Below are 18,961 nucleotides of genomic sequence, written 5' to 3'. Positions count from 1 at the left end.
TGACCCCAGTCCTCACCAAGTGGGGGGAAATGGTCGCTAGGTTCTGTGACCACGATCCAAGCGACGCTTGTTACTGGTACAACGAACGCGCGTCGCTGAGCGTGCTGGCAGCCGCAGCTTGGGCTACGTCCGGCTGGATCGCTTTGGAGGAGTTTTCGACGAATAAGACCGGCGACGTAACAGATCCAGATACAGGAAAGATTACGCATAGGTCAGGCAGATGTGACCTTTACATAGCAAGCCGGAACGGGAAAGCGCAATTTGCCATAGAGGCCAAGCAAGCATGGCAACCTTTGGGATACCGGGTTAGTGATGACTTGGCCAATGTCAGGAAAGGTGCTCTCGGAGCTTGGCGGGATGCAGGGAGCCTAGTCAAAAGCGAGGCTAATCACCGTCTGGCGCTAACAATCTGTGTTCCCTCAATAAACTCATTAACCCTGTCGGAGCACCTCAAGCGAGGCGAAAATCTGGACATGATTCTGCAGCGTTGGATTGCACGAATTCAGAAGGAAATTCGACCGGCTGCAATTGCGTACGCTTTTCCGAGAAAGCGCGCTCGTTGAAAAGCCTATACAACGAGCGGACCTATCCCGGAGTGGTGTTGATACTGAAAAAACGCACAAGAAGCCTTTCCGCTATCAGCAGCGGCTGATAAAAATTTCCCGGATAAGGCTATTCAAGCGGTGCTCCGTGAGGTTCTAGAGCGTATTCACCTCTGAATCCGTTCGCTTTGAGGACGCGTCATCACAAAAGCACTATTTTTTGGATATGGGCCGGAATTTTATTGACGTGGTTTGAGAAACCACTGATTTTGTGCGCGGCCTCTGATTCTGGTCGAGGATGGTTAAATGTTGGGTGATTGCCTGCGGAAAAGAAGGCTATTCCGTTTGCTTGCGATGGAGGTACGTCGTAGCTGCTTTCCTTGTCGCCGTGATGAGGCACTACAACAGCCTTATAGACGTTGGAGGGAAGATTGCTCACCCCTGGGTCGAGGTCTTTTCGCATCTCCTTGTACGTGCAATCTCCGGGAAGAATGGCTTTTTCCCCGTCCCTCTCAAAAACAGCAATGAGACCATCGTTGTTGGACGTCTTCTGCGGTGGTCGGGTTCTGTATACGCTTAAATAGGTTTGAGGCGCAAGTTGCCATTTCGGCAAATGGCTGGAGAGTTCACGGACGCGCGGTTTCACTTTGACGTCAAAAAAGGCAATGGATTTCATCCCGCTCGGTACGACAAAGATGGATATTTTGTTTATCAACCGGTCATCCCATGCCAGCATTCTCCAATGATCCTGGTCGCCGTGGGACAAGAAAAACTCAACGGCTTCAGGTAGTCGCTGTATTTGGTCATGGAGGTCATGTCGCATGAAGCCACTGACGTACTTGGCCTTAGTGATTGGCGTACCAGCGCCAGCATCAAAAATATAGCCATCAACGTCGCTACAGATAAGGTTGCACATGCCCTGGCCCACCTCAAATGCAAGCAGGGAGTATGTACGTTGCAAGGCTGAGTCAGGCCGACGCGTATAGGGGCGAAACGGCGCTGGGGTAGGACCTGGAAGAGAGGAGATCGCAAGAACCTGGATGCTCTGTGTCGTGCCCGCCGTCGCTCCGAAGGTGGCGTAAGTTGAGCTGGATCCTCGCGGGTCAATGTTATAGGTTATTTTGTACCAGAGCCCGCTCGCTTCTGTACATGTCTTGCAATCTTCTGGCGTCTCGCAGAACTTATTCCAGTCGATTTGAAGCAAATCAGAGTTTGGGTTGCTTTGCCCTCGGCTCGGTTCCGTACTTTCCGGCGCCTTGGAAGTTGAAGCGTCCACGTCCACGACGAACGTCGCAACGCCGTCTGATCCTTGCGTGAAAGACTGCTCGTTAAAGTCTTCGTCTCTGACTCCTATAAATCGAATGCAAGGTGTGGGTTCTTCAAAATCGGTGAATGCAAATAGCTGTTCCAATTTGCAATACAGGGCGAGCTCTTCTTTTTTGGGGGGCATTCTGGAACTCTCGTTGTAGTTCATATGGCGGACTTGATCTCAATTGGCATTGTGAAGATATCGGGGTATCTCATCAACCCCTAAAGAGAGGACCTGATCACATGCAAAAAACAACGGCACTGATCCTTCGATTTTGCCGGCCTGATAGAGAGCGAAAAATTTGGCGCTTAGGCGAAATCAGACTTAGGCAAGGGGTGCGCATACTTACCATCTGAGCTTACGAGGGAGCTCTAGGCGTTACTGGCTACGGCCCCACTTCGCGTTGACGTCGTGCTGTTCGGAAACTGCATCAGTCAGTTAAACGAAGAACACAAGACCGCGAAGGCTTACGTGTGGGCGCAAGAGCCTGAACGTCATGATTTCCGCCGCGGTATTGTCGGCCTACCGCTCCGAAGCTCGAAAGGAGCAGAGGAGTTCGTGCTTAAACCTGTGCGGTATCCGTCTCCTGCGGGGCAGTAGCCATGAAGCTACGGGTATCAGAGCGGAAGAAGTGAAATTGGGACTCATTAGCCCAATATCTGGTACCACCAACAGGAATCGAACCTGTATCTAGCGCTTAGGAGGCACTCGTTCTATCCATTGAACTATGGCGGCACGTCTCTAGGAGAAGCTGCAATTGTATTCGGTGGCGAATGACACTTTTGAGCTAAGGCGGCGCCTCAGTCGTAGGGCACGGTGAAGATCAGGTCGACCGCGCTTTGCTGGCCGGCCTGGGCGCGCACGGTAAAACGTTGCGAGAGGTCGTAGAACACATAGAGCGTGCCTAGTGCACCGGATACCGTCCGCTCATAGGCCGCATAAAAGTTGCGCGAAAAGCGTTTGCCCAGGGTGACGGCGCCTTCAGTAGTGGTGCCGTCGGTGTTGCTCGACGCGCCGCGGTATGACAGCTCGTCCAGGCCCAGCGAAGCGGCCAGGCCGCCCGACAGGCCGCCGCCTTTGCTGCCGAGCAATGCCAGCGCGGCCTGCTGCAGCAATGCGGCCTCGGCGCCGCCCGAGGCAGACGAGCGGCCCACCACCAGCCAGGAGAGTTTTTCGGCATCGGGCAACTCGGGCTGCGCGTAGAGGCGCACGCGGGGCAGCAAGGCGGTGCCGGTGATCTGCACGCCCACGCGCTGAGTGAGGTTGGGGCGAATGGCCAGGATGTCGAGCGAGGGGTTGTCGATGGCGCCGGTAAAACGCAGCACGCCCTGCTCCACGTCCAGGCGCTGGCCGTAGGCGCGGTACTGGCCGCCGGCCGTGTTGATGGTGCCGGTGAGCCGCGGGTCGCGCAATGTTTCGCCGCTCAGGGCCAGCGTGCCGCGCACCCGGGTGTCTATGCCTTTGCCCTGGATGCGGAAGTCGCGGCCGAGGTCGAGCTGCACATTCAGCTTCACCGGGCGTGAGTCCTTGTCTGCCACTTCGCCGCTGGTTTGCGCCGGCGCCTTCTGGCCGGCCGCTGCGCCGCTGGTGGTGCGCACCACCACGTCGTCGCCCAGTTGCGGTGTGCCTTCATCGGGCAGGATGATGCGGGCCTGGTCGACCAGCAGCTTACCGGTGAGTTCGGTCTGCTTGCCTTTGAGGCTGGCCTGCACATCGCCCGAGACCGTCAGTTGCCGGTCGGTGCGGATGCTGGCGCGCAGGCGTTCGAGCTTGGCGGAGAGTTCTACCTGCGGCTTGCCCTCTACCCAGCCGGCTTCGCCCTGCGCGGTGAGAACGCCGCCCGTGCCTTTGTCGCCCGCGCCTTGCAGCGTGAACTCGTTGATGCGCATGCGGGTGCCGTCGAGTTTGGCGCGCAGGCGGCCGTTGCCGAATTCGATGCCGTCGACGACGGATCGCAACGCCAGGTCGTTGGCTTGCAGGTCGCCGGCCAGTTGCGGCGCGTTGCGGGTGCCGCTGATGGCGACATCGGCGCCCAGCGAGCCGCGCAGCCGCCAGCCCGGCGGCGCCAGCACCGACCACACGCCGATGCGCGGCAGCTGCGCGCGGAGCTGGCCGGCGAGCGGCGCATCGGCCGGCCAGAGCCAGCCGCCGCCGGCCGTGGCGGGTGCGCGTGCCAGGCGCGTGCGAAGCTGGCCGTCGGCGCTGCCCGCGCGTTCGCTGTCCCAGCGCAACGCGAGCGCAAGGGCTTCGCCTTCGCTGGTCAGCGAGAGGCGTGCTTCCTTGACGCCAGCCGCCACGCGCGCCGACATGCCTTGCCCTGTCTCGGCCTGCACGCTGATGTCGCCGCTGCTGCGCGCAAGGCTCGCCTTCAGGCGCAGGGTATCGCCCAGCGTGGCGTCCCATTCACCGTCGAGCAGCAGGTTGCCGCCCAGGCCGGCGCCGGCCATTTGCGGGCCGGCGAAGAGTTCGATCCAGGCCATCGGCAGGCCGGTGAGTTTGCCGGCGGTGACCAGTTCACGGTCAGGCCGCCAGCGCACGGGCTGCCAGGCCAGCACGGCTTGTGAAGGTGTGCCTGCTGACGTGCCGGAAGGTGGTGCGATGAGCAGGGCTTCACCGGCGCCGCTTTCAAATACATCGCCGTTGCGGCCCGGCGTCCACTTCAGCGGGACGGCGCTGCGGGTCTTGAGTTGCCAGGCGCCTTTACCCAACGCGGGGTCTTCCACACTCAGGTTGAGTTGCTTGACCAGACCTTGCCATGCGGATTCGGCGAGCGGGGCGTTGCGCGCGACGCCGGTGGCAAGGCGCCCGCCTTCTGCCGCGAGCTGCAGGGTGTAGCGGCGGGAGCCGGCTTCCATGCGGCCCTGCGTGGCCAGCTGCGCCTGGCTTAAGCGCCCGGAGAGCGTGGCCTGGAAGCCGCGGATTTTCAGCGCCTCTGCGGTGGCGGGTGGCGTGGTGCCAGCCGCCGTGGCCGCTGCGGGCACAGGTGCAGGCGCCGCCATGCGCCAGTCGAGCGAAGGCAAATCCAGCCGAGCCTGCAAGGCCGGGTCTTGCCAGCCGCCTTGCCAGCTGGCTTGCAGCTCGGCGCTGCCGCTGGCTGATGCATTTTTCAGCGAGGCGGGCAGGCCCGGGAGTTTTTGCAGCCAGCGCAGGGCTTGCGCCATGTCGCGGCCGCGCAGGCTCGCATCGCCTTTGCCGCTGGTTTGCCGCAGCTCGCCTTGCAGTTGCGCGTCCAGCCCCGGGGCCGTGAGCGTGAGTTTTCCTTTGCCGCCTTTTGCGGCGGGCTGTGCTTCGAGCTGGCCGGCCAGCTCGGCATCGTCGGTGCGTACCCGCAGGGCCGACAGCACCAGTGTGCCGCCCGCTTGCGCTGCATTCCAGCTGCCCGTGGCGCTGGCATCGCGCAAGCGCAGGGCGCCCAGGGGATTGTTTTTGGCACCGGTGTCGTTGCGCGCCGCCTGCACGTTTGCATCAAAGGCAATATCCGTGCCCTGGCTGCGAACATCCGCCTTGCCGTCCAGCGGCAGCGGCGCCAGCTGGCTGTGCAAGAGGGCCGGGTTGATGTGCTGGAGCGTGGCCTGCAACTTCCAGGCGGGTGCCGCAGATGGCGCGGCGGCGGTGGCAGGCGCATCGGCCCATTCGCCGCTGGCCAGCAGTTCGCCGCCGCCCAGTTGCGCCTTGAGCGTGCGGACCATGGCCGTACCGCTGCGCCATTCGCCTTGTGTTTCCAGCTTTTCCAGCGGCAGCTTTTGCTGGTCCCAGGGGCCGGGCAGGGCATTGCTGAGTTGCAGTTGCAGCAGCCAGGCAGAAGTGCTTGTGGCCGGCGCGGCAGCGGTTGGCGCCGGCCGCACGGTGGCGTTGCCCGTCAGCAGGGTTTGCGGGCCTTCCGGCCAGAATGCGGCCACGTCCAGGTCGCGGAAATTCGCATCGGCCTGCGGCAAGGGTTGCGGGGCCCACGGCATTACACGCGCTGTGGCGGTGGCCTGGGGTTGCGGCTGGTTTTTGCGCGGCGATGCGGTGGAGGGTTGGGCGCTCATTTGCAGCTCGGCCTTCACCAGCAGCTCGGTGAGAGGCCCGCGCGCGGTGGCGTTGAAGGCCAGCGGCACCGGTGTCTTGTTACCGGGTATCAGGGTGTCGAGCGCGCCCGACAAGCTGGCATCGAGGTTTAAAGGGCTGCGCGACGACAGAGTGGCGCGCCCCTTGTAGCGGCCGCGCGCCACCTGGGCACTGAGCAGCTCCAGCTGGTGATCCAGGCCCTTGAATGCATAGTTGCCGGTGATGCCGGAGGCGGCAAACGCCGCACCACCTGTCCATTGAAATTCGCCGATCGAAAACCCGTCAAGCACCACCGGCAGCGGCAAACCCAATGCGGAAGGCGGCACCGACGGCGTAGTGGAGGGCGCGCGTTGATCGTCGACATGCACGCTGGCCGCCGCCAGCCGGTTGACCTCCAGCGTGCCGTGCAACAAGGACCATGGCTGCCAGGCCAGGGTGACGTCCCTCACGTCCACGCGCAGGCCGTCTTGCTGCCAGACCAATTGATCGACATGCCCGCCTTTGCGCAATGAGCCCGTCACGCGATCGGCGCTCAGCGGCTGCGTCCGGCCTATCCAGTTCAGTGCGGTGGCCAGTGAGCCGTCGGTGCCGGCCCACCACCAGGCGGCTGTGGTGGCGCCCGTGGCCAGCACCACCACGCTGCCGGCGGCCCAGGCGGTGGCGCGCAGCCAGCGGCGTGGCGGGCGCACCGGCCTGGGTGCGCCGCCGGAAGCGGGGGCGGCGGGGGCGGCGGGGGCCGCAGGGGTGTTAGGCGTGTCCATCAGAAAACAAATCCCACGCTGACGTGCAGGCGCAGTTGTTTGGCTTTTTCACCGTAGGCCAGGTCAATCTGCAGCGGCCCGATGGGGCTCCTCCAGCGCACACCGGTGCCTATGCCGACAGAGGGTTTCATGTCTTTGGGGTTGTCGGCGACGGAGCCTGCGTCAATGAAGAAAGTGTTCTCCCATTCGCTGGGCCGGCCGTCGATCATCATGGGGCGCTGGTATTCAACGCTGCCCACGGCCATGTAGCGGCCCGGCCCGATGACGCCGTTGTCCAGCTTGATGCCGATGTCGCGGTAGCCGTAGCCGCGCACGGTGGTGTCGCCGCCGGTGCGAAACAGTTGTGCGCTGGGAATGCGGGCGGAATCTTTGGCCAGCACGGCGCCGCCTTCGGCGCGCATGGCGATGCGGCCGCGATCAAGCGGCACAATGCCCAGCCACCGGCCCACGGCGCGGGTGAAAGGCTGGCGGTCCGTGCCCAGCGTGCTGCCGCCGCCCAGCTCAAAGCCCAGGCCGTAGCCTTTGTTGGGGAAAGGGATGCTGTCGAAATAGCGCCCCGTCCAGACATAGTTGACCGACAGGGCAGAGCCGTCGCCGGTGTCCGCGGCGGTGTTGCCGAGCAGGCCGCTGCCGCTCACGCTGGCCCTGTCGTACTGGACATAGATGTTGCGGTCTATCCGCTCGCCGGCTTGCGTGCGGCCAAAACGCAGGCGGTCGGACCGCGTGATGAGTTCGTCGTCATCCACACGTTCGGTGCGCGCCAGCGCCACCCAGCGCCAGTTGGACTCGTCGGGAATGGAGGTCCATTCGGTTTGCGCGAAAGGCGATTTCTTTTCAAGCTGCAGCTTGGTGACGGCGCGCCAGTTGGTGCCCGGCACGCGCAGGTGCGTGTGCTCGACCGAGGCACGCGGGCCGCTGTCGGTGGTGACGCCCACGCCGAGGATGACTTTTTGCAGCTTGGCCTCGCGCACCTGCACTTGCACCGGCGCGGCCTGCGGGTCGCTTTCAGGGTCGACAAAGATATAGGCCGAATCAAAGTAACCGCTGGAGGCCAGCCGCTGCTGCGCTTCGACCAGCTGGTTCTGGTCGTAGACGGCGCCTGTGGTCAGGCGCGCCAGGCGCGGTACCAGCACAGGGTCGTAGCGCTCAACGCCGGTGACCTGCATGGGGCCCAGGCGATACAGCGGCCCCGAGTCGAGCTTGAGGGCCAGGCCCGCGGTGCGCGCCGGTGCATCCACATCGGCCAGGCTGTCGGCCAGCTTGCCGGCTGGGTAGCGGCGCGCGACCAGATCACGCAGAGCTTGTGTCTTGGCGCTGTCCCAGGCGTCTTGCGTAAAGCGCTGTCCGGTGGGCAGCCGCCAGTCGCGCTGGATCTGGGCGCGCTGGCTGAGGGCGTCGGGATCGCTGGACTCGGCAATGTCGCCCGTGAAGGTGATGGCCACCGGGCCGATCGCCGTGGGCTCGCCGGGGTCTACCGCCACCACGATGGTGGGGTGCTGGTTGGCGGCGCCTTCCTTGGTGATGGCGATGGTGGGGCTGAAATAACCCAGCGTGCCGACCAGGTTGCGCACATTGCGCTCGGCCAGCACGATCAGGCGGGCCAGCTCGGCTTCGTCCAGGTCGGTCACGGCGCGGTAGCGCTGCAGCTCCAGGTGCTTTTCGAGCAGCTCTTTGATGTCCTGCGGCGCGCGCACCGCGATGTCGAAGGCGGTGACTTCGGGCTCGGCGCTGGTCGGGCCGGTGGAGCCTTGCGGCGTGGGCTCGGGCGTGACTTTTTCAGGAGGGGCTGGCGGGGCGGGTGCGGTCTGCGTGACGCCGGAGGGCGGTGTGGCCGTGCTGTCCATGGGCGCGGCTGTTTGCGCGGCGGCCAGCGGCGCGAAGAACATCGCAAAGAGGGCGAAAGCAGGGATGAAGCCGGCGGTGGTCGTCAATCCTGCCGGGGTGGCCGTCCGTGCGCAGTGGGTACTGTGGGTACTGGGATGGGTCACAGGGGCAGTTTACTTGAGCGCACTGAGCCCCTGCGTAGGAGGCGGGCGCATAGCGCCGCTCCTGCTGCCCCTACCGGCCCTGCCGCTCCTATTTGGACAGCAGGCGCATCGCTTCTTCAAGGCCCTTGATGGTCAGCGGGTACATGCGCTGATTCACCAGCTGCTGGATCACGCTGATGCTCTGGCGGTATTGCCAGACGCCTTGAGGCTCCGGGTTGATCCATGCGAATTTGGGAAAGGCGTTGGTCAGGCGCTGCATCCATTCGGCGCCGGCTTCTTCGTTGTTGTATTCCACGCTGCCGCCGGGCTGCAGGATTTCGTAAGGGCTCATGGTCGCGTCGCCGACGAAGATGAGTTTGTAGTCCTTGTTGTACTTGCGGATGATGTCCCAGGTCGGGAATTTCTCGCTGAAGCGGCGGCGGTTGTTCTTCCACATGAAGTCATAGACGCAGTTGTGGAAGTAATAAAACTCCAGGTGCTTGAACTCGGCTTTCACGGCCGAGAACATCTCCTCGACACGGTGGATATGCTCGTCCATGGTGCCACCCACGTCCATCATCAGCAGCACCTTCACATTGTTGTGGCGCTCGGGCACCATCTTGATGTCCAGCCAGCCGGCATTGGCCGCAGTGGAGCGTATGGTGTCGTCCAGGTCCAGCTCTTCCACATTGCCCTGGCGCGCGAACTTGCGCAGGCGCCGCAGCGCGACCTTGATGTTGCGCGTGCCCAGCTCCTGCGTGTCGTCGTAGTCCTTGTAGGCGCGCTGGTCCCAGACTTTCACCGCGCTCTTGTTGCGGCTTTTTTCCTGGCCTATGCGAATGCCTTGCGGGTTGAAGCCGTTGGCGCCGAAGGGCGAGGTGCCGCCCGTGCCTATCCATTTGCTGCCGCCTTCGTGACGTTCTTTCTGCTCTTCAAACCGCTTTTTCAGCGTTTCCATGAGCTCGTCCCAGCCCATTTTTTCGATTTTGGCTTTTTCCTCGGGGCTCAGTTCGAGCTCCAGGTTTTTGCGCAGCCATTCGAGCGGGATGTCTTTGGTGAAGTCGGCCAGCATCTCCACGCCCTTGAAATAGGCGGCAAAGGCGCGGTCGAATTTGTCGTAGTTTTTTTCGTCCTTCACCAGCACCGTGCGGCTGAGGTAATAGAAGTCGTCGATCTTCCACGCGCCTTCGCCCTCATGCGCCTCCAGCTTGTCGCTGTTCGGGCCCACGACGCCCGCCTGCAGCGCCTCGAGCAGCATCAGGTATTCCTTGACGGAGACCGGCAGCTTGGCCGAGCGCAGGGTGTAGAAGAAATCGATCAGCATGGAGAACTCCTTGGCGGCGGGCGCTTCAGGTTCGAGGTTTGTCCAGCAGGTACAGCAGTTGCGCTTTCACTTCCGGCCATTCGCCGGCGGCCAGGCTGTACATCACGGTGTCACGTATGGTGCCGTCGCGGCGCAGCGCATGGCCGCGCAGCACGCCGTCCTTGCGGGCGCCCAGGCGTTCGATGGCGCGCTGGGAGGTGTGGTTGAAATTGTCGGTGCGCCAGCCCACAACATTGCAGTCCAGCGTGTCGAAGGCGTGACTCAGCATCAGCAGTTTGCAGGTGGTGTTGACATGGGTGCGCTGGCAGCGCGCGGCGTACCAGGTGTAGCCAATCTCGACGCGTTTGAGGTTGGGCACGATGTCGTGAAAACTCGTGGTGCCCAGCACTTCGCCGCTGGCCGCGTCGGTCACTGCGAAAGCGAAGCGGTTGGCGGTGACCAGCGCGGTTTCAATGTAGCCGCGCGTTTCGTGGGGCTCGGGTACCGAGGTGACGCGCAGATTCCAGAGTTCGCCGTCGGCGGCCGCGGCTTTCAGCCCAGCTTCGTGCGCCAGCGCCAGGGGTACGAGGCGAACGCCTCTTGCTTCCAGGGTCACGGGTTCGACAAACGCCATGCTCAGTTCTCTCCTCCGGATTTTTGCCGGTTCCTCCAGCGTCTGGCCACTTGCAGGCCCAGGCCACCGCCCAGGCCCACCAGCACGATGCCGGCGATGGCGCTGTTGCCGTAGCCGGCTTCAAAAATATCGAAGCCGAGCAGATGGCCGGCCCAAAAGCCGAGGAGCGCGCCGCCGACAAAGCCGACCGCGTCCGACAGGCCTTCGATCAGCATGGATTTTTGATTCATGTGTTAACCCCGTGTTCAGCGATTGTTGCGCTGCATGAAAACCAGCTTCTCGAACAGGGTCACGTCCTGCTCGTTCTTGAGCAGCGCGCCCACCAGCGGCGGCACGGCGACCTTGTCGTCCTTGCTTTGCAGGGCATCGAGCGGAATGTCTTCGGCGACCAGCAGCTTGAGCCAGTCCAGCAGCTCGGAGGTCGACGGTTTCTTCTTGAGGCCGGGCAGGTTGCGCACGTCGTAGAAGGTTTTCATGGCCGCGGTCAACAGCTCTTTCTTCAAATCGGGGAAGTGCACGTCCACGATCTGCTTCATGGTGTCGGCGTCGGGGAACTTGATGTAGTGAAAGAAGCAGCGGCGCAAAAAGGCGTCGGGTAGTTCTTTTTCGTTGTTGGAGGTGATGAACACCAGCGGCCTGTGCTTGGCCTTGATGAGCTCGCGCGTTTCGTACACGTAGAACTCCATGCGGTCGATTTCGCGCAGCAGGTCGTTCGGGAATTCGATGTCGGCCTTGTCGATCTCGTCGATCAGCAGGGCGACCGGCTGGTCGGCGGTGAAAGCCTGCCAGAGCACGCCCTTGACGATGTAGTTGTGGATGTCCTTGACCTTCTCGTCTCCCAGTTGCGAATCGCGCAGGCGGGAGACGGCGTCATATTCATACAGGCCCTGCTGGGCCTTGGTGGTCGATTTGATGTGCCATTGCAACAGTGGCAGATTCAGCGCCTGGGCCACTTCCTCGGCCAGCATGGTCTTGCCGGTGCCGGGTTCGCCCTTGACCAGCAGCGGCTTTTTCAGGGCGGCCGAGGCGTTTACGGCGAGCATCAGGTCCTGGGTGGCGACGTAGTTCTTGGATCCTTGAAATTTCATGGTCTGTCGTCAATGTGAGCGGGTTTGAGGGGCGATTGCCTTTGTTTGAAAGCAGCCGGTGCCTTGGGGCAACAGGCCCAGATATAATCCGGGGTTGTTTATAAGATGAATTCCCACCTGATTGTGCGCGCAAAATGAATAAGCTGTTCACCACGATATTCGCCGTTGCTGTCTCTTGTGCGACGGCAGCCAGCCTGGCCCAGGAAATCAAGGGCGACGCCAAGGCCGGCGAAACCAAGAATGCCATGTGCATCGGTTGCCACGGCATCCAGGGCTACCAGGCCTCCTTCCCCGAGGTCTACAAGGTCCCGATGATTTCGGGCCAGAGCGCCAAATACATCGTCGCCGCACTCAACGAATACAAAAAAGGCGACCGCAAGCACCCCACCATGCGCGCCATTGCCGACTCCCTGTCGGACCAGGACATCGCCGACCTGGCTGCCCACTACAGCGCTGACGGCGCAGCCACCGTCGCTGCCGGCCAGCCCACCCCGGTCAAGGCCGTCAAGGAACCCAGCGCCGAAGTCAAGGCCCTGCTGAACAAGGCCAACTGCGCGTCCTGCCATGGCGCCACCTTCAGCAACCCGATTGACCCGAGCTACCCCAAGATTGGCGGCCAGCATGCCGACTACCTCTTTGTGGCTCTGAAGGCCTACAAGGTTGACAACAATCCCAAGGTCGGCCGCAGCAACGCCATCATGGCCGGCATGGCCAAGCAGTACACCAACCCTGAGTTGAAGCTGCTGGCCAATTACCTGTCGTCGGTGGATGGCGACCTGAAGACCATTCCGCAAAAGAAATTCCGCTGATCCGGAAATTTGCCGCCCACAAAAGAGCCGCTGTCTCAGCGGCTTTTTTTATGGTCTGGCCCATCCCCGCTTTCACCAGCATGAGCCCCGGAACCGGCTTTGCCGGGCCGGAGGGCGGGCGGCCCCCTCGGGGGGCAGAGAGCCACACGCAGTGGGCGAGCGTGGGGGCTCAGTCTATTGGTTCAGTCTTTTGTGGCGCGGCGCTGCACGCAATCTATATAAGCAGCACCATCCGGCGGCCGCCCGGCTCGCTGGCTCTCCCAGACCATCTGCCCCAGGCAGTCCATGGTCTCGTGGTGCGCGTCGTGCAGGGAGTTGCGCCTGGCCGTCAGCAGTTCCACGGCCTGGCGTATGCCGCGGGGCTGGTCGATGGAGCATTGCTCACTGATCGACAGGTGCATGGACAGGTGCAGGAAAGGGTTGGTCTTGCCGGCTTCCACGTCGTACATTTTTTCGAGCGCGGCATCGGCGTCGGCAAAGTCCGCGTGGTATTCGGGGTGCTCTTCAATCCACTGGCTTGCTATGGTTTCAATAGCTTCCATCGGCTGCCCGGCGCGGGCCTTGGCATAAACAGAGCAGAAAAACCGGCGTACGTCGGCTTGCGAGGGCGTGAACATGCACAAAGGTTATCACGCAGGCGTTTTCCGCTGCCGGCGTGGTGGTTTGCTTATCAGCGCTTGGGCCACAGCCTGCACCGGCTGCGTCCTACAGACAGCTTTTGCACCTCTGCCTACATTACGAAGCACAGTGGCGCAGTTCCGGGGCAAGGCTACTTCACAACCATCAACAAGCCCGGCGAGGAGATTTAAGATGAACGCAGCACGCATCACAGGCATCGTCCTGATCGTTTTGGGCCTGGCCGGCTTCTTCACCGGCGGCTTCAGCTTCACCAAGGACACGACCGCTGCCAAACTCGGCCCCATCCAGCTGACGGTGAAAGAGAAAGAGTCGGTCAACATTCCCCAGTGGCTCAGCCTGGGCGCGGTTGTTTTGGGCGCCGTCGTACTGGTTGTAGGTTTTAAGAAGTCCTGAACCGACTCGGCCTCAATTGCCTTGAACACTGAGCATGCGCGAGATCGCATGCGCAGCTTCTAAAAGCTGAGGCAGCATAGTCTCCTGCATCGCCTTGGCGCTGGTGCGGTTGGCCTGGCCGCTGATGTTGAGCGCGGCCACTGTCTGGCCGGCGCGGTTGGTGATCGGCGCCGCCATCGACACCAGCCCCTCTTCCAGTTCCTGATTCACCAGGCACCACCCCTGCTTGCGCGCCTGCGCTATTTTGGCCATCAGTTCCTTCACATCGGTCACGGTGTATTTGGTGCGGGCCGTCAGTTCCGAGGCCTGCAGGCATTTCAGGATCTCGGCTTCCGGCAGGGCCGACAGCAGCATCCGCCCCATCGACGTGCAGTAAGCCGGCAGGCGTGAGCCCACGCCCAGGCTGATGCTCATGATCTTGTGGGTGGGCACGCGCAGCACGTAGACGATGTCCGTGCCGTCCAGCGCTGCGGCTGAGCACGACTCCTTGACTTCGGCGACCAGCGCTTCCATCACCGGCTCGGCCAGGTTCCAGATCGGCATGGAAGACAAATAGGCAAAACCCAGATCCAGGATGCGCGGCGTGAGGCTGAAGAGTTTGCCGTCGTTGTGCACATACCCCAGCGTCTCCAGCGTCAGCAAGATGCGGCGCGCGCCGGCGCGGCTCAGGCCGCTGCGCCCGGCCACCTCGGTCAATGTCTGCCGTGGCGCCTCGGTGCTGAATGAGCGTATGACCTCCAGCCCGCGCGCAAAGGACTGGACGTAGCCGTCGCCGGGTTTGTGGCCGGTAATGAGCGTGGATGCAGCGTTTGCCATGGTGTGGAAAATCTCCTAAAATTCATTATACGAACTCTTGTTCTTATATCGAACAAATTTTGAGACATTTTTGCAATGTTTTTGCAATGGCTTGATGATTTCGGCAAGCCATCCGCAGCTGGAGACTTTTGAATGATCAACAAAATTGCCGCCTCCGTCGCCGACGCGCTGGCGGATGTGAAAGACGGCGCTACCGTGCTGATTGGCGGCTTCGGCACCGCCGGCATCCCCAACGAGCTGATCGATGGCCTGATAGAGCAGGGCGCCAAAAACCTGACGGTCGTCAACAACAACGCCGGCAATGCCGAGACGGGGCTGGCGGCGCTGCTCAAGGCCGGCCGCGTGCGCAAGATCATCTGCAGCTTTCCGCGCCAGGCCGACAGCCAGGTGTTTGACGGCCTCTACCGCAGCGGCAAGCTGGAGCTGGAGCTGGTGCCGCAGGGCAACCTGGCCGAGCGCATACGCGCCGCCGGCGCCGGTATAGGCGCTTTCTTCTGCCCCACGGGCTACGGCACCGAGCTGGCGCGCAACGCCGACGGCAGCGCCAAAGAGACCCGCGAAATCAACGGCAAGCAGTACGTGCTCGAGATGCCGATTTACGGTGACGTGGCTTTGATCAAGGCCGAGCGCGGCGACCGCTGGGGCAACCTGACCTACCGCATGGCCGCGCGTAACTTCGGCCCGGTGATGGCGACGGCGTCAAAGAAGACGGTCGCCACCGTGCATGACATCGTCGAGCTCGGAGACCTGGACCCTGAAGCCATCGTGACCCCGGGCATCTTTGTGCACCACATCGTCAAAATCCCCCGCGTCGCCACACAGGCGGGCGGTTTTAAAAAGGCGGCATGACCATGACTTACCAACGCCGCACCAAAGACCAGCTCGCAGCCCGCGTCGCGCAAGACATTTTTGACGGCGCCGTCGTCAACCTCGGCATCGGCCAGCCCACGCTGGTGGCCAACCATTTACCGGCAGGGCGCGAGGTCATTTTGCAAAGCGAGAACGGCATCCTCGGCATGGGCCCGGCGCCCGCCGAGGGCGACGAAGACTTCGACCTCATCAACGCCGGCAAGCAGCCGGTGACGCTGCTCAAGGGCGGCGCCTTCTTTCACCATGCCGACAGCTTCGCGATGATGCGTGGCGGTCATCTCGATATTTGTGTGCTGGGCGCCTTCCAGGTGTCGGCCACGGGCGACCTGGCCAACTGGAGCACCGGCGAGCCCGGCGCCATCCCCGCGGTCGGCGGCGCGATGGACCTGGCGATAGGCGCGCGGCAAACCTGGGTGATGATGGATTTGCTGACCAAACAGGGCGTGAGCAAGCTGGTGGCGCAGTGCACCTATCCGCTCACAGGCATTGCCTGCGTCAAGCGTGTGTATTCCGACATCGCCACACTTGAATGCACGCCGCAGGGCCTGAAGCTGATCGACACCGTCGACGGACTTACGCATGCCGAACTCGAAAAACTGGTAGGCCTGCCGATTGCGGCCGCCTGATCATTGACCTCATTCTTTTCAAAGCACACACACCATGACCCAAGCCTTTATCTGCGACGCCATCCGCACCCCCTTCGGCCGCTACGGCGGCGCCTTGAGCAGCGTGCGCACCGACGACCTGGGCGCGATCCCGCTCAAGGCCCTGATGGCGCGCAACCCCAAGGTCGACTGGCAGGCCGTCACCGACGTGCTCTATGGCTGCGCCAACCAGGCCGGTGAAGACAACCGCAATGTGGCGCACATGGCCTCCCTGCTGGCGGGCTTGCCGATGGATGTGCCCGGCGTGACCCTCAACCGCCTGTGCGGCTCGGGTCTGGATGCCCTGGGCAGCGCCGCGCGCGCCATCAAGTCGGGCGAGGCCACATTGATGATTGCCGGCGGCGTGGAAAGCATGAGCCGCGCGCCCTTTGTGATGCCCAAAGCCGAGAGCGCTTTCAGCCGCGCCAATGCGGTGTATGACACCACCATCGGCTGGCGCTTCATCAACAAGCTGATGAAAGAGCAGTACGGCGTCGACGCCATGCCCGAGACCGCCGAGAACGTGGCGACCGACTACAAGATCAGCCGCGAAGACCAGGACAAGATGGCGCTGGCCAGTCAGATGAAAGCCGTGGCTGCACAAAAGGCCGGCTACTTCGACGCGGAAATCACGCCGGTGACGATTGCCCAGAAAAAGGGCGACCCCATCGTTGTCACCAAGGACGAGCATCCGCGCGAGACCTCGCTCGAAGCGCTGGCCAAACTCAAAGGCGTGGTGCGGCCCGACGGCACCGTCACCGCCGGCAATGCCAGCGGCGTGAACGACGGCGCTTGCGCGCTGCTGCTGGCCGATGAAGCCACCGCCGCAAAAAACGGCCTCACGCCCAGGGCGCGTGTGGTCGGCATGGCCACAGCCGGCGTGGCGCCGCGCATCATGGGCATTGGCCCCGCGCCCGCCACGCAAAAAGTGCTGGCGCTCACCGGCCTCACCATCGAACAGATGGACGTGATCGAGCTCAACGAAGCCTTTGCCGCGCAAGGCCTGGCCGTGTTGCGCATGCTGGGTGTGCGCGACGACGACCCGCGCGTCAACCCCAACGGCGGCGCGATCGCGCTGGGCCATCCGCTGGGCGCATCGGGCGCACGCCTGGCCACCACGGCCGTCAACCAACTGCACAAGGGTGGCGGCCGCTATGCGCTGGCCACCATGTGCATTGGCGTGGGGCAAGGTATTGCGGTGATTCTCGAGCGCGTCTGAGCGGCGGCCCGGTTCCATGAACACCTTCCCCCTGAAACGCCGCGCGCTCGTGCTGGCGTCGCTGGCCTCGGCTGGCCTGCCGGCATTTGCCCAGGATGGCAAGGCGATCAGGATCGTCGTGCCCTTTGCGCCCGGTGGCGGCAACGACGTGTTCGCGCGCCAGATGGCCAAGAGCCTGGGCGAGCTGCGCAGGCAGAGCGTCATCGTCGAAAACAAGCCCGGCGCCGGCGGCAACCTGGGCACCGAGCAGGTGGTGCGCAGCGCACCGGACGGCGCCACGCTGCTGCTAGGTCACTCGGGCACGGTGTCCATCAACCCGGCGCTCTACAAGCAGCTCAAATTCGACCCGCAGAAGGATCTGGCGCCGGTCGCCATGTTTGCTTCGTCGGCGCTGGTGCTGGTGGTGCCGGCCTCGTCGCCGGTGAAAACCGTGGCAGACCTGGTGGCCCTGGCCAGGTCGCAGCCGGGCAGCCTCAACTACGCCTCCAGCGGCAGCGGAACGGGTGGCCACCTGACGGGCGAGCTGTTCGAGCAGAAAAGCGGCGTGAAGATAGGCCACATCCCGTACAAGGGCACAGCGCCCGGCCTCACCGACCTGGTCGGCGGACAGGTGCAGATGATGTTCAGCGTGATCCCGCCGGCACTGGCACTGGTCAAGAGCGGCCGCCTGCGCGCCGTGGCTGTCACCGGCAGCCAGCGCCTGCCTTCGCTGCCGGACGTGCCCACTGTCGCCGAATCGGGTGGGGCGGGCTTCGCCGGTTTCGAGAGCACGCTGACCTACGGCATCCTTGCGCCGCGCAACACGCCGGCCGCCGTGGTCAAGGAGCTGGCCGAGCAGATGCTCAAGGTCGCGGCAACGCCGGATTTCCAGTCCCGGCTGGGTGTGGAAGGCGCGGTGCCCCTGCTGGGTGGGCCGGCCGAGTACGCCGCGCTGATTCGCAAGGAAAGCGCCCAGTGGGCGGCCATCGTGAAAATTTCGGGCGCCACGGTGGAGTAGGCTGCCGGATAACATGGCGCCTCCCGTCCCTTGCGCCTGCACGCCACGGCGTTGACAAACTGAAAGACCCGTCGTGAGCTTCCCGCTGATCACCGATCCCTTCTTCTACGCCGTGGCCGTGCCAGCCGTGCTGATGATGGGCATCAGCAAAAGCGGCTTCGGCGCGGGCTTTGGGTCGCTGGCGGTGCCTGTCATGGCGATGGCGGTCACGGTGCCGCAGGCCGCCGCCATCCTGATGCCGGTGCTGCTGCTGATGGACTTGCTGGGACTGGCGGCTTTTCGCCGCGACTTCGATTTCAAGTTCCTGAAGTTCCTCATTCCCTTCGGCCTGGCGGGCACGGTGGTGGGCGCTTTGCTCTTCAAGGTGCTGGACGCCAAGGTCGTGGCGGCCCTGGTGGGAATATTCACGCTGTTGTTTTTGGCGCAGCGCCTGCTCTTCCCACCCCGGCCCGACAGCCCGCCGCCGCCCAAATGGCTGGGGGCGATCCTCACCGTGACATCAGGGTTTACCAGCTTTGTGTCGCATGCCGGCGGGCCGCCCTTGAGTGCTTACGTGATCCCGATGCGGCTGAGCCCCGTCAAATTCACTGCCACCATGGCGGCCTTCTTTTTTGTCATCAATCTGTCGAAATGGATTCCTTACGCCTGGCTGGGCCTGCTCGACATGCGCAATATGGCGACCTCGCTGGCCCTGCTGCCCTTGGCGCCCTTCGGTGTGTGGATAGGCGTGCGCATGGCCCGCAGCATCAGCCCGGTGCTGTTTTACCGGCTGCTGTATGTCGGCATGCTGCTCACGGGCTGCAAGCTGGTTTGGGACGGTTTTCGTTGACGGCACGCGCTTAACGGGAATTGCCGGCTTCGTCCAGCACGGCCCCGTGGCTGGCTGGGGATTTGGCCGGCACCCGGATTTTTACCAGCCT

Annotated in this window: 16 protein-coding genes and 1 tRNA gene; 7 read left to right on the top strand and 10 right to left on the bottom strand. The window is 63.0% G+C overall.

Going from position 1 to position 18,961, the window contains the following annotated elements:
• Positions 1 to 744: 744 nt before the first annotated feature.
• From BM408_RS18705 to BM408_RS18670, 8 genes are all read right to left on the bottom strand, one after another.
• Positions 745 to 2,016 carry a ComEC/Rec2 family competence protein gene (locus BM408_RS18705; RefSeq protein WP_092131796.1) on the bottom strand — a complete coding sequence of 424 codons (1,272 nt, stop codon included), beginning with the start codon at positions 2,014 to 2,016 and terminating at the stop codon, positions 745 to 747.
• 495 nt (positions 2,017 to 2,511) lie between these two features.
• A tRNA-Arg gene (locus tag BM408_RS18700) sits at positions 2,512 to 2,586 on the bottom strand.
• Positions 2,587 to 2,651: 65 nt separating this feature from the next.
• Complete coding sequence (locus BM408_RS18695; protein ID WP_092131795.1) at positions 2,652 to 6,662, bottom strand: translocation/assembly module TamB domain-containing protein; 4,011 nt, start codon at positions 6,660 to 6,662, stop codon at positions 2,652 to 2,654.
• Positions 6,662 to 8,650 (bottom strand): autotransporter assembly complex protein TamA, encoded by a 1,989-nt coding sequence (locus tag BM408_RS18690; RefSeq protein ID WP_254774879.1) that lies wholly within the window; start codon positions 8,648 to 8,650, stop codon positions 6,662 to 6,664. The genes BM408_RS18695 and BM408_RS18690 overlap by 1 nt, the downstream gene beginning before the upstream one ends.
• Positions 8,651 to 8,738: 88 nt before the next feature.
• Positions 8,739 to 9,953, bottom strand: a complete 1,215-nt coding sequence (locus BM408_RS18685) for a vWA domain-containing protein (protein ID WP_092131793.1) — start codon at positions 9,951 to 9,953, stop codon at positions 8,739 to 8,741.
• A 25-nt stretch (positions 9,954 to 9,978) separates the two neighbouring features.
• Entirely contained in the window at positions 9,979 to 10,566 is a 588-nt protein-coding gene (locus BM408_RS18680) for a GNAT family N-acetyltransferase (RefSeq protein WP_092131792.1), read from the bottom strand.
• Positions 10,567 to 10,568: 2 nt separating this feature from the next.
• Positions 10,569 to 10,796 (bottom strand): hypothetical protein, encoded by a 228-nt coding sequence (locus BM408_RS18675; protein WP_092131790.1) that lies wholly within the window; start codon positions 10,794 to 10,796, stop codon positions 10,569 to 10,571.
• Between the two features lie 15 nt (positions 10,797 to 10,811).
• Positions 10,812 to 11,654, bottom strand: coding sequence for an AAA family ATPase (locus tag BM408_RS18670; RefSeq protein WP_092131788.1), 843 nt, complete (start codon positions 11,652 to 11,654; stop codon positions 10,812 to 10,814).
• Positions 11,655 to 11,788: 134 nt separating this feature from the next.
• Here BM408_RS18670 and BM408_RS18665 point away from each other — a divergent pair, with 134 nt between their 5' ends.
• Complete coding sequence (locus BM408_RS18665; protein ID WP_092131787.1) at positions 11,789 to 12,463, top strand: c-type cytochrome; 675 nt, start codon at positions 11,789 to 11,791, stop codon at positions 12,461 to 12,463.
• Between the two features lie 182 nt (positions 12,464 to 12,645).
• On the opposite strand, the gene BM408_RS18660 is transcribed toward BM408_RS18665, so the two are convergent.
• Positions 12,646 to 13,080, bottom strand: coding sequence for a DUF1841 family protein (locus BM408_RS18660; RefSeq protein WP_092131785.1), 435 nt, complete (start codon positions 13,078 to 13,080; stop codon positions 12,646 to 12,648).
• 193 nt (positions 13,081 to 13,273) lie between these two features.
• On the opposite strand from BM408_RS18660, the gene BM408_RS18655 reads away from it, so the two are divergent.
• Positions 13,274 to 13,495 (top strand): hypothetical protein, encoded by a 222-nt coding sequence (locus BM408_RS18655; RefSeq protein ID WP_092131784.1) that lies wholly within the window; start codon positions 13,274 to 13,276, stop codon positions 13,493 to 13,495.
• Positions 13,496 to 13,507: 12 nt separating this feature from the next.
• Here BM408_RS18655 and BM408_RS18650 read toward each other — a convergent pair whose 3' ends face one another.
• On the bottom strand, positions 13,508 to 14,311 hold the full coding sequence (locus BM408_RS18650) for an IclR family transcriptional regulator (protein ID WP_092131782.1): 804 nt from the start codon (positions 14,309 to 14,311) through the stop codon (positions 13,508 to 13,510).
• A gap of 132 nt (positions 14,312 to 14,443) precedes the next feature.
• Between BM408_RS18650 and BM408_RS18645 the strand changes: the two genes are divergently transcribed.
• The 5 genes from BM408_RS18645 (at position 14,444) to BM408_RS18625 (ending at position 18,870) form a co-directional block, all read left to right on the top strand.
• Positions 14,444 to 15,160 carry a 3-oxoacid CoA-transferase subunit A gene (locus tag BM408_RS18645; protein ID WP_092131781.1) on the top strand — a complete coding sequence of 239 codons (717 nt, stop codon included), beginning with the start codon at positions 14,444 to 14,446 and terminating at the stop codon, positions 15,158 to 15,160.
• A complete protein-coding gene (locus tag BM408_RS18640; protein ID WP_092131779.1) occupies positions 15,157 to 15,807 on the top strand; it encodes a 3-oxoacid CoA-transferase subunit B in 651 nt (216 codons plus the stop codon). Before BM408_RS18645 ends, BM408_RS18640 begins: the two co-directional genes overlap by 4 nt.
• Before the next feature lie 34 nt (positions 15,808 to 15,841).
• The gene (gene pcaF, locus BM408_RS18635; protein WP_092131778.1) at positions 15,842 to 17,044 is read left to right on the top strand and encodes a 3-oxoadipyl-CoA thiolase; all 1,203 of its coding nucleotides are present in this window, start codon (positions 15,842 to 15,844) and stop codon (positions 17,042 to 17,044) included.
• Between the two features lie 16 nt (positions 17,045 to 17,060).
• The gene (locus tag BM408_RS18630) at positions 17,061 to 18,041 is read left to right on the top strand and encodes a Bug family tripartite tricarboxylate transporter substrate binding protein (RefSeq protein WP_092131776.1); all 981 of its coding nucleotides are present in this window, start codon (positions 17,061 to 17,063) and stop codon (positions 18,039 to 18,041) included.
• 73 nt (positions 18,042 to 18,114) lie between these two features.
• On the top strand, positions 18,115 to 18,870 hold the full coding sequence (locus BM408_RS18625) for a sulfite exporter TauE/SafE family protein (RefSeq protein WP_092131774.1): 756 nt from the start codon (positions 18,115 to 18,117) through the stop codon (positions 18,868 to 18,870).
• The last annotated feature ends 91 nt before the right edge of the window (positions 18,871 to 18,961 follow it).

The organism is Polaromonas sp. YR568, from assembly GCF_900116715.1.
Classification (GTDB): Bacteria; Pseudomonadota; Gammaproteobacteria; order Burkholderiales; family Burkholderiaceae_C; genus Polaromonas.
This window is presented reverse-complemented; position numbering and strand designations above follow the sequence as displayed.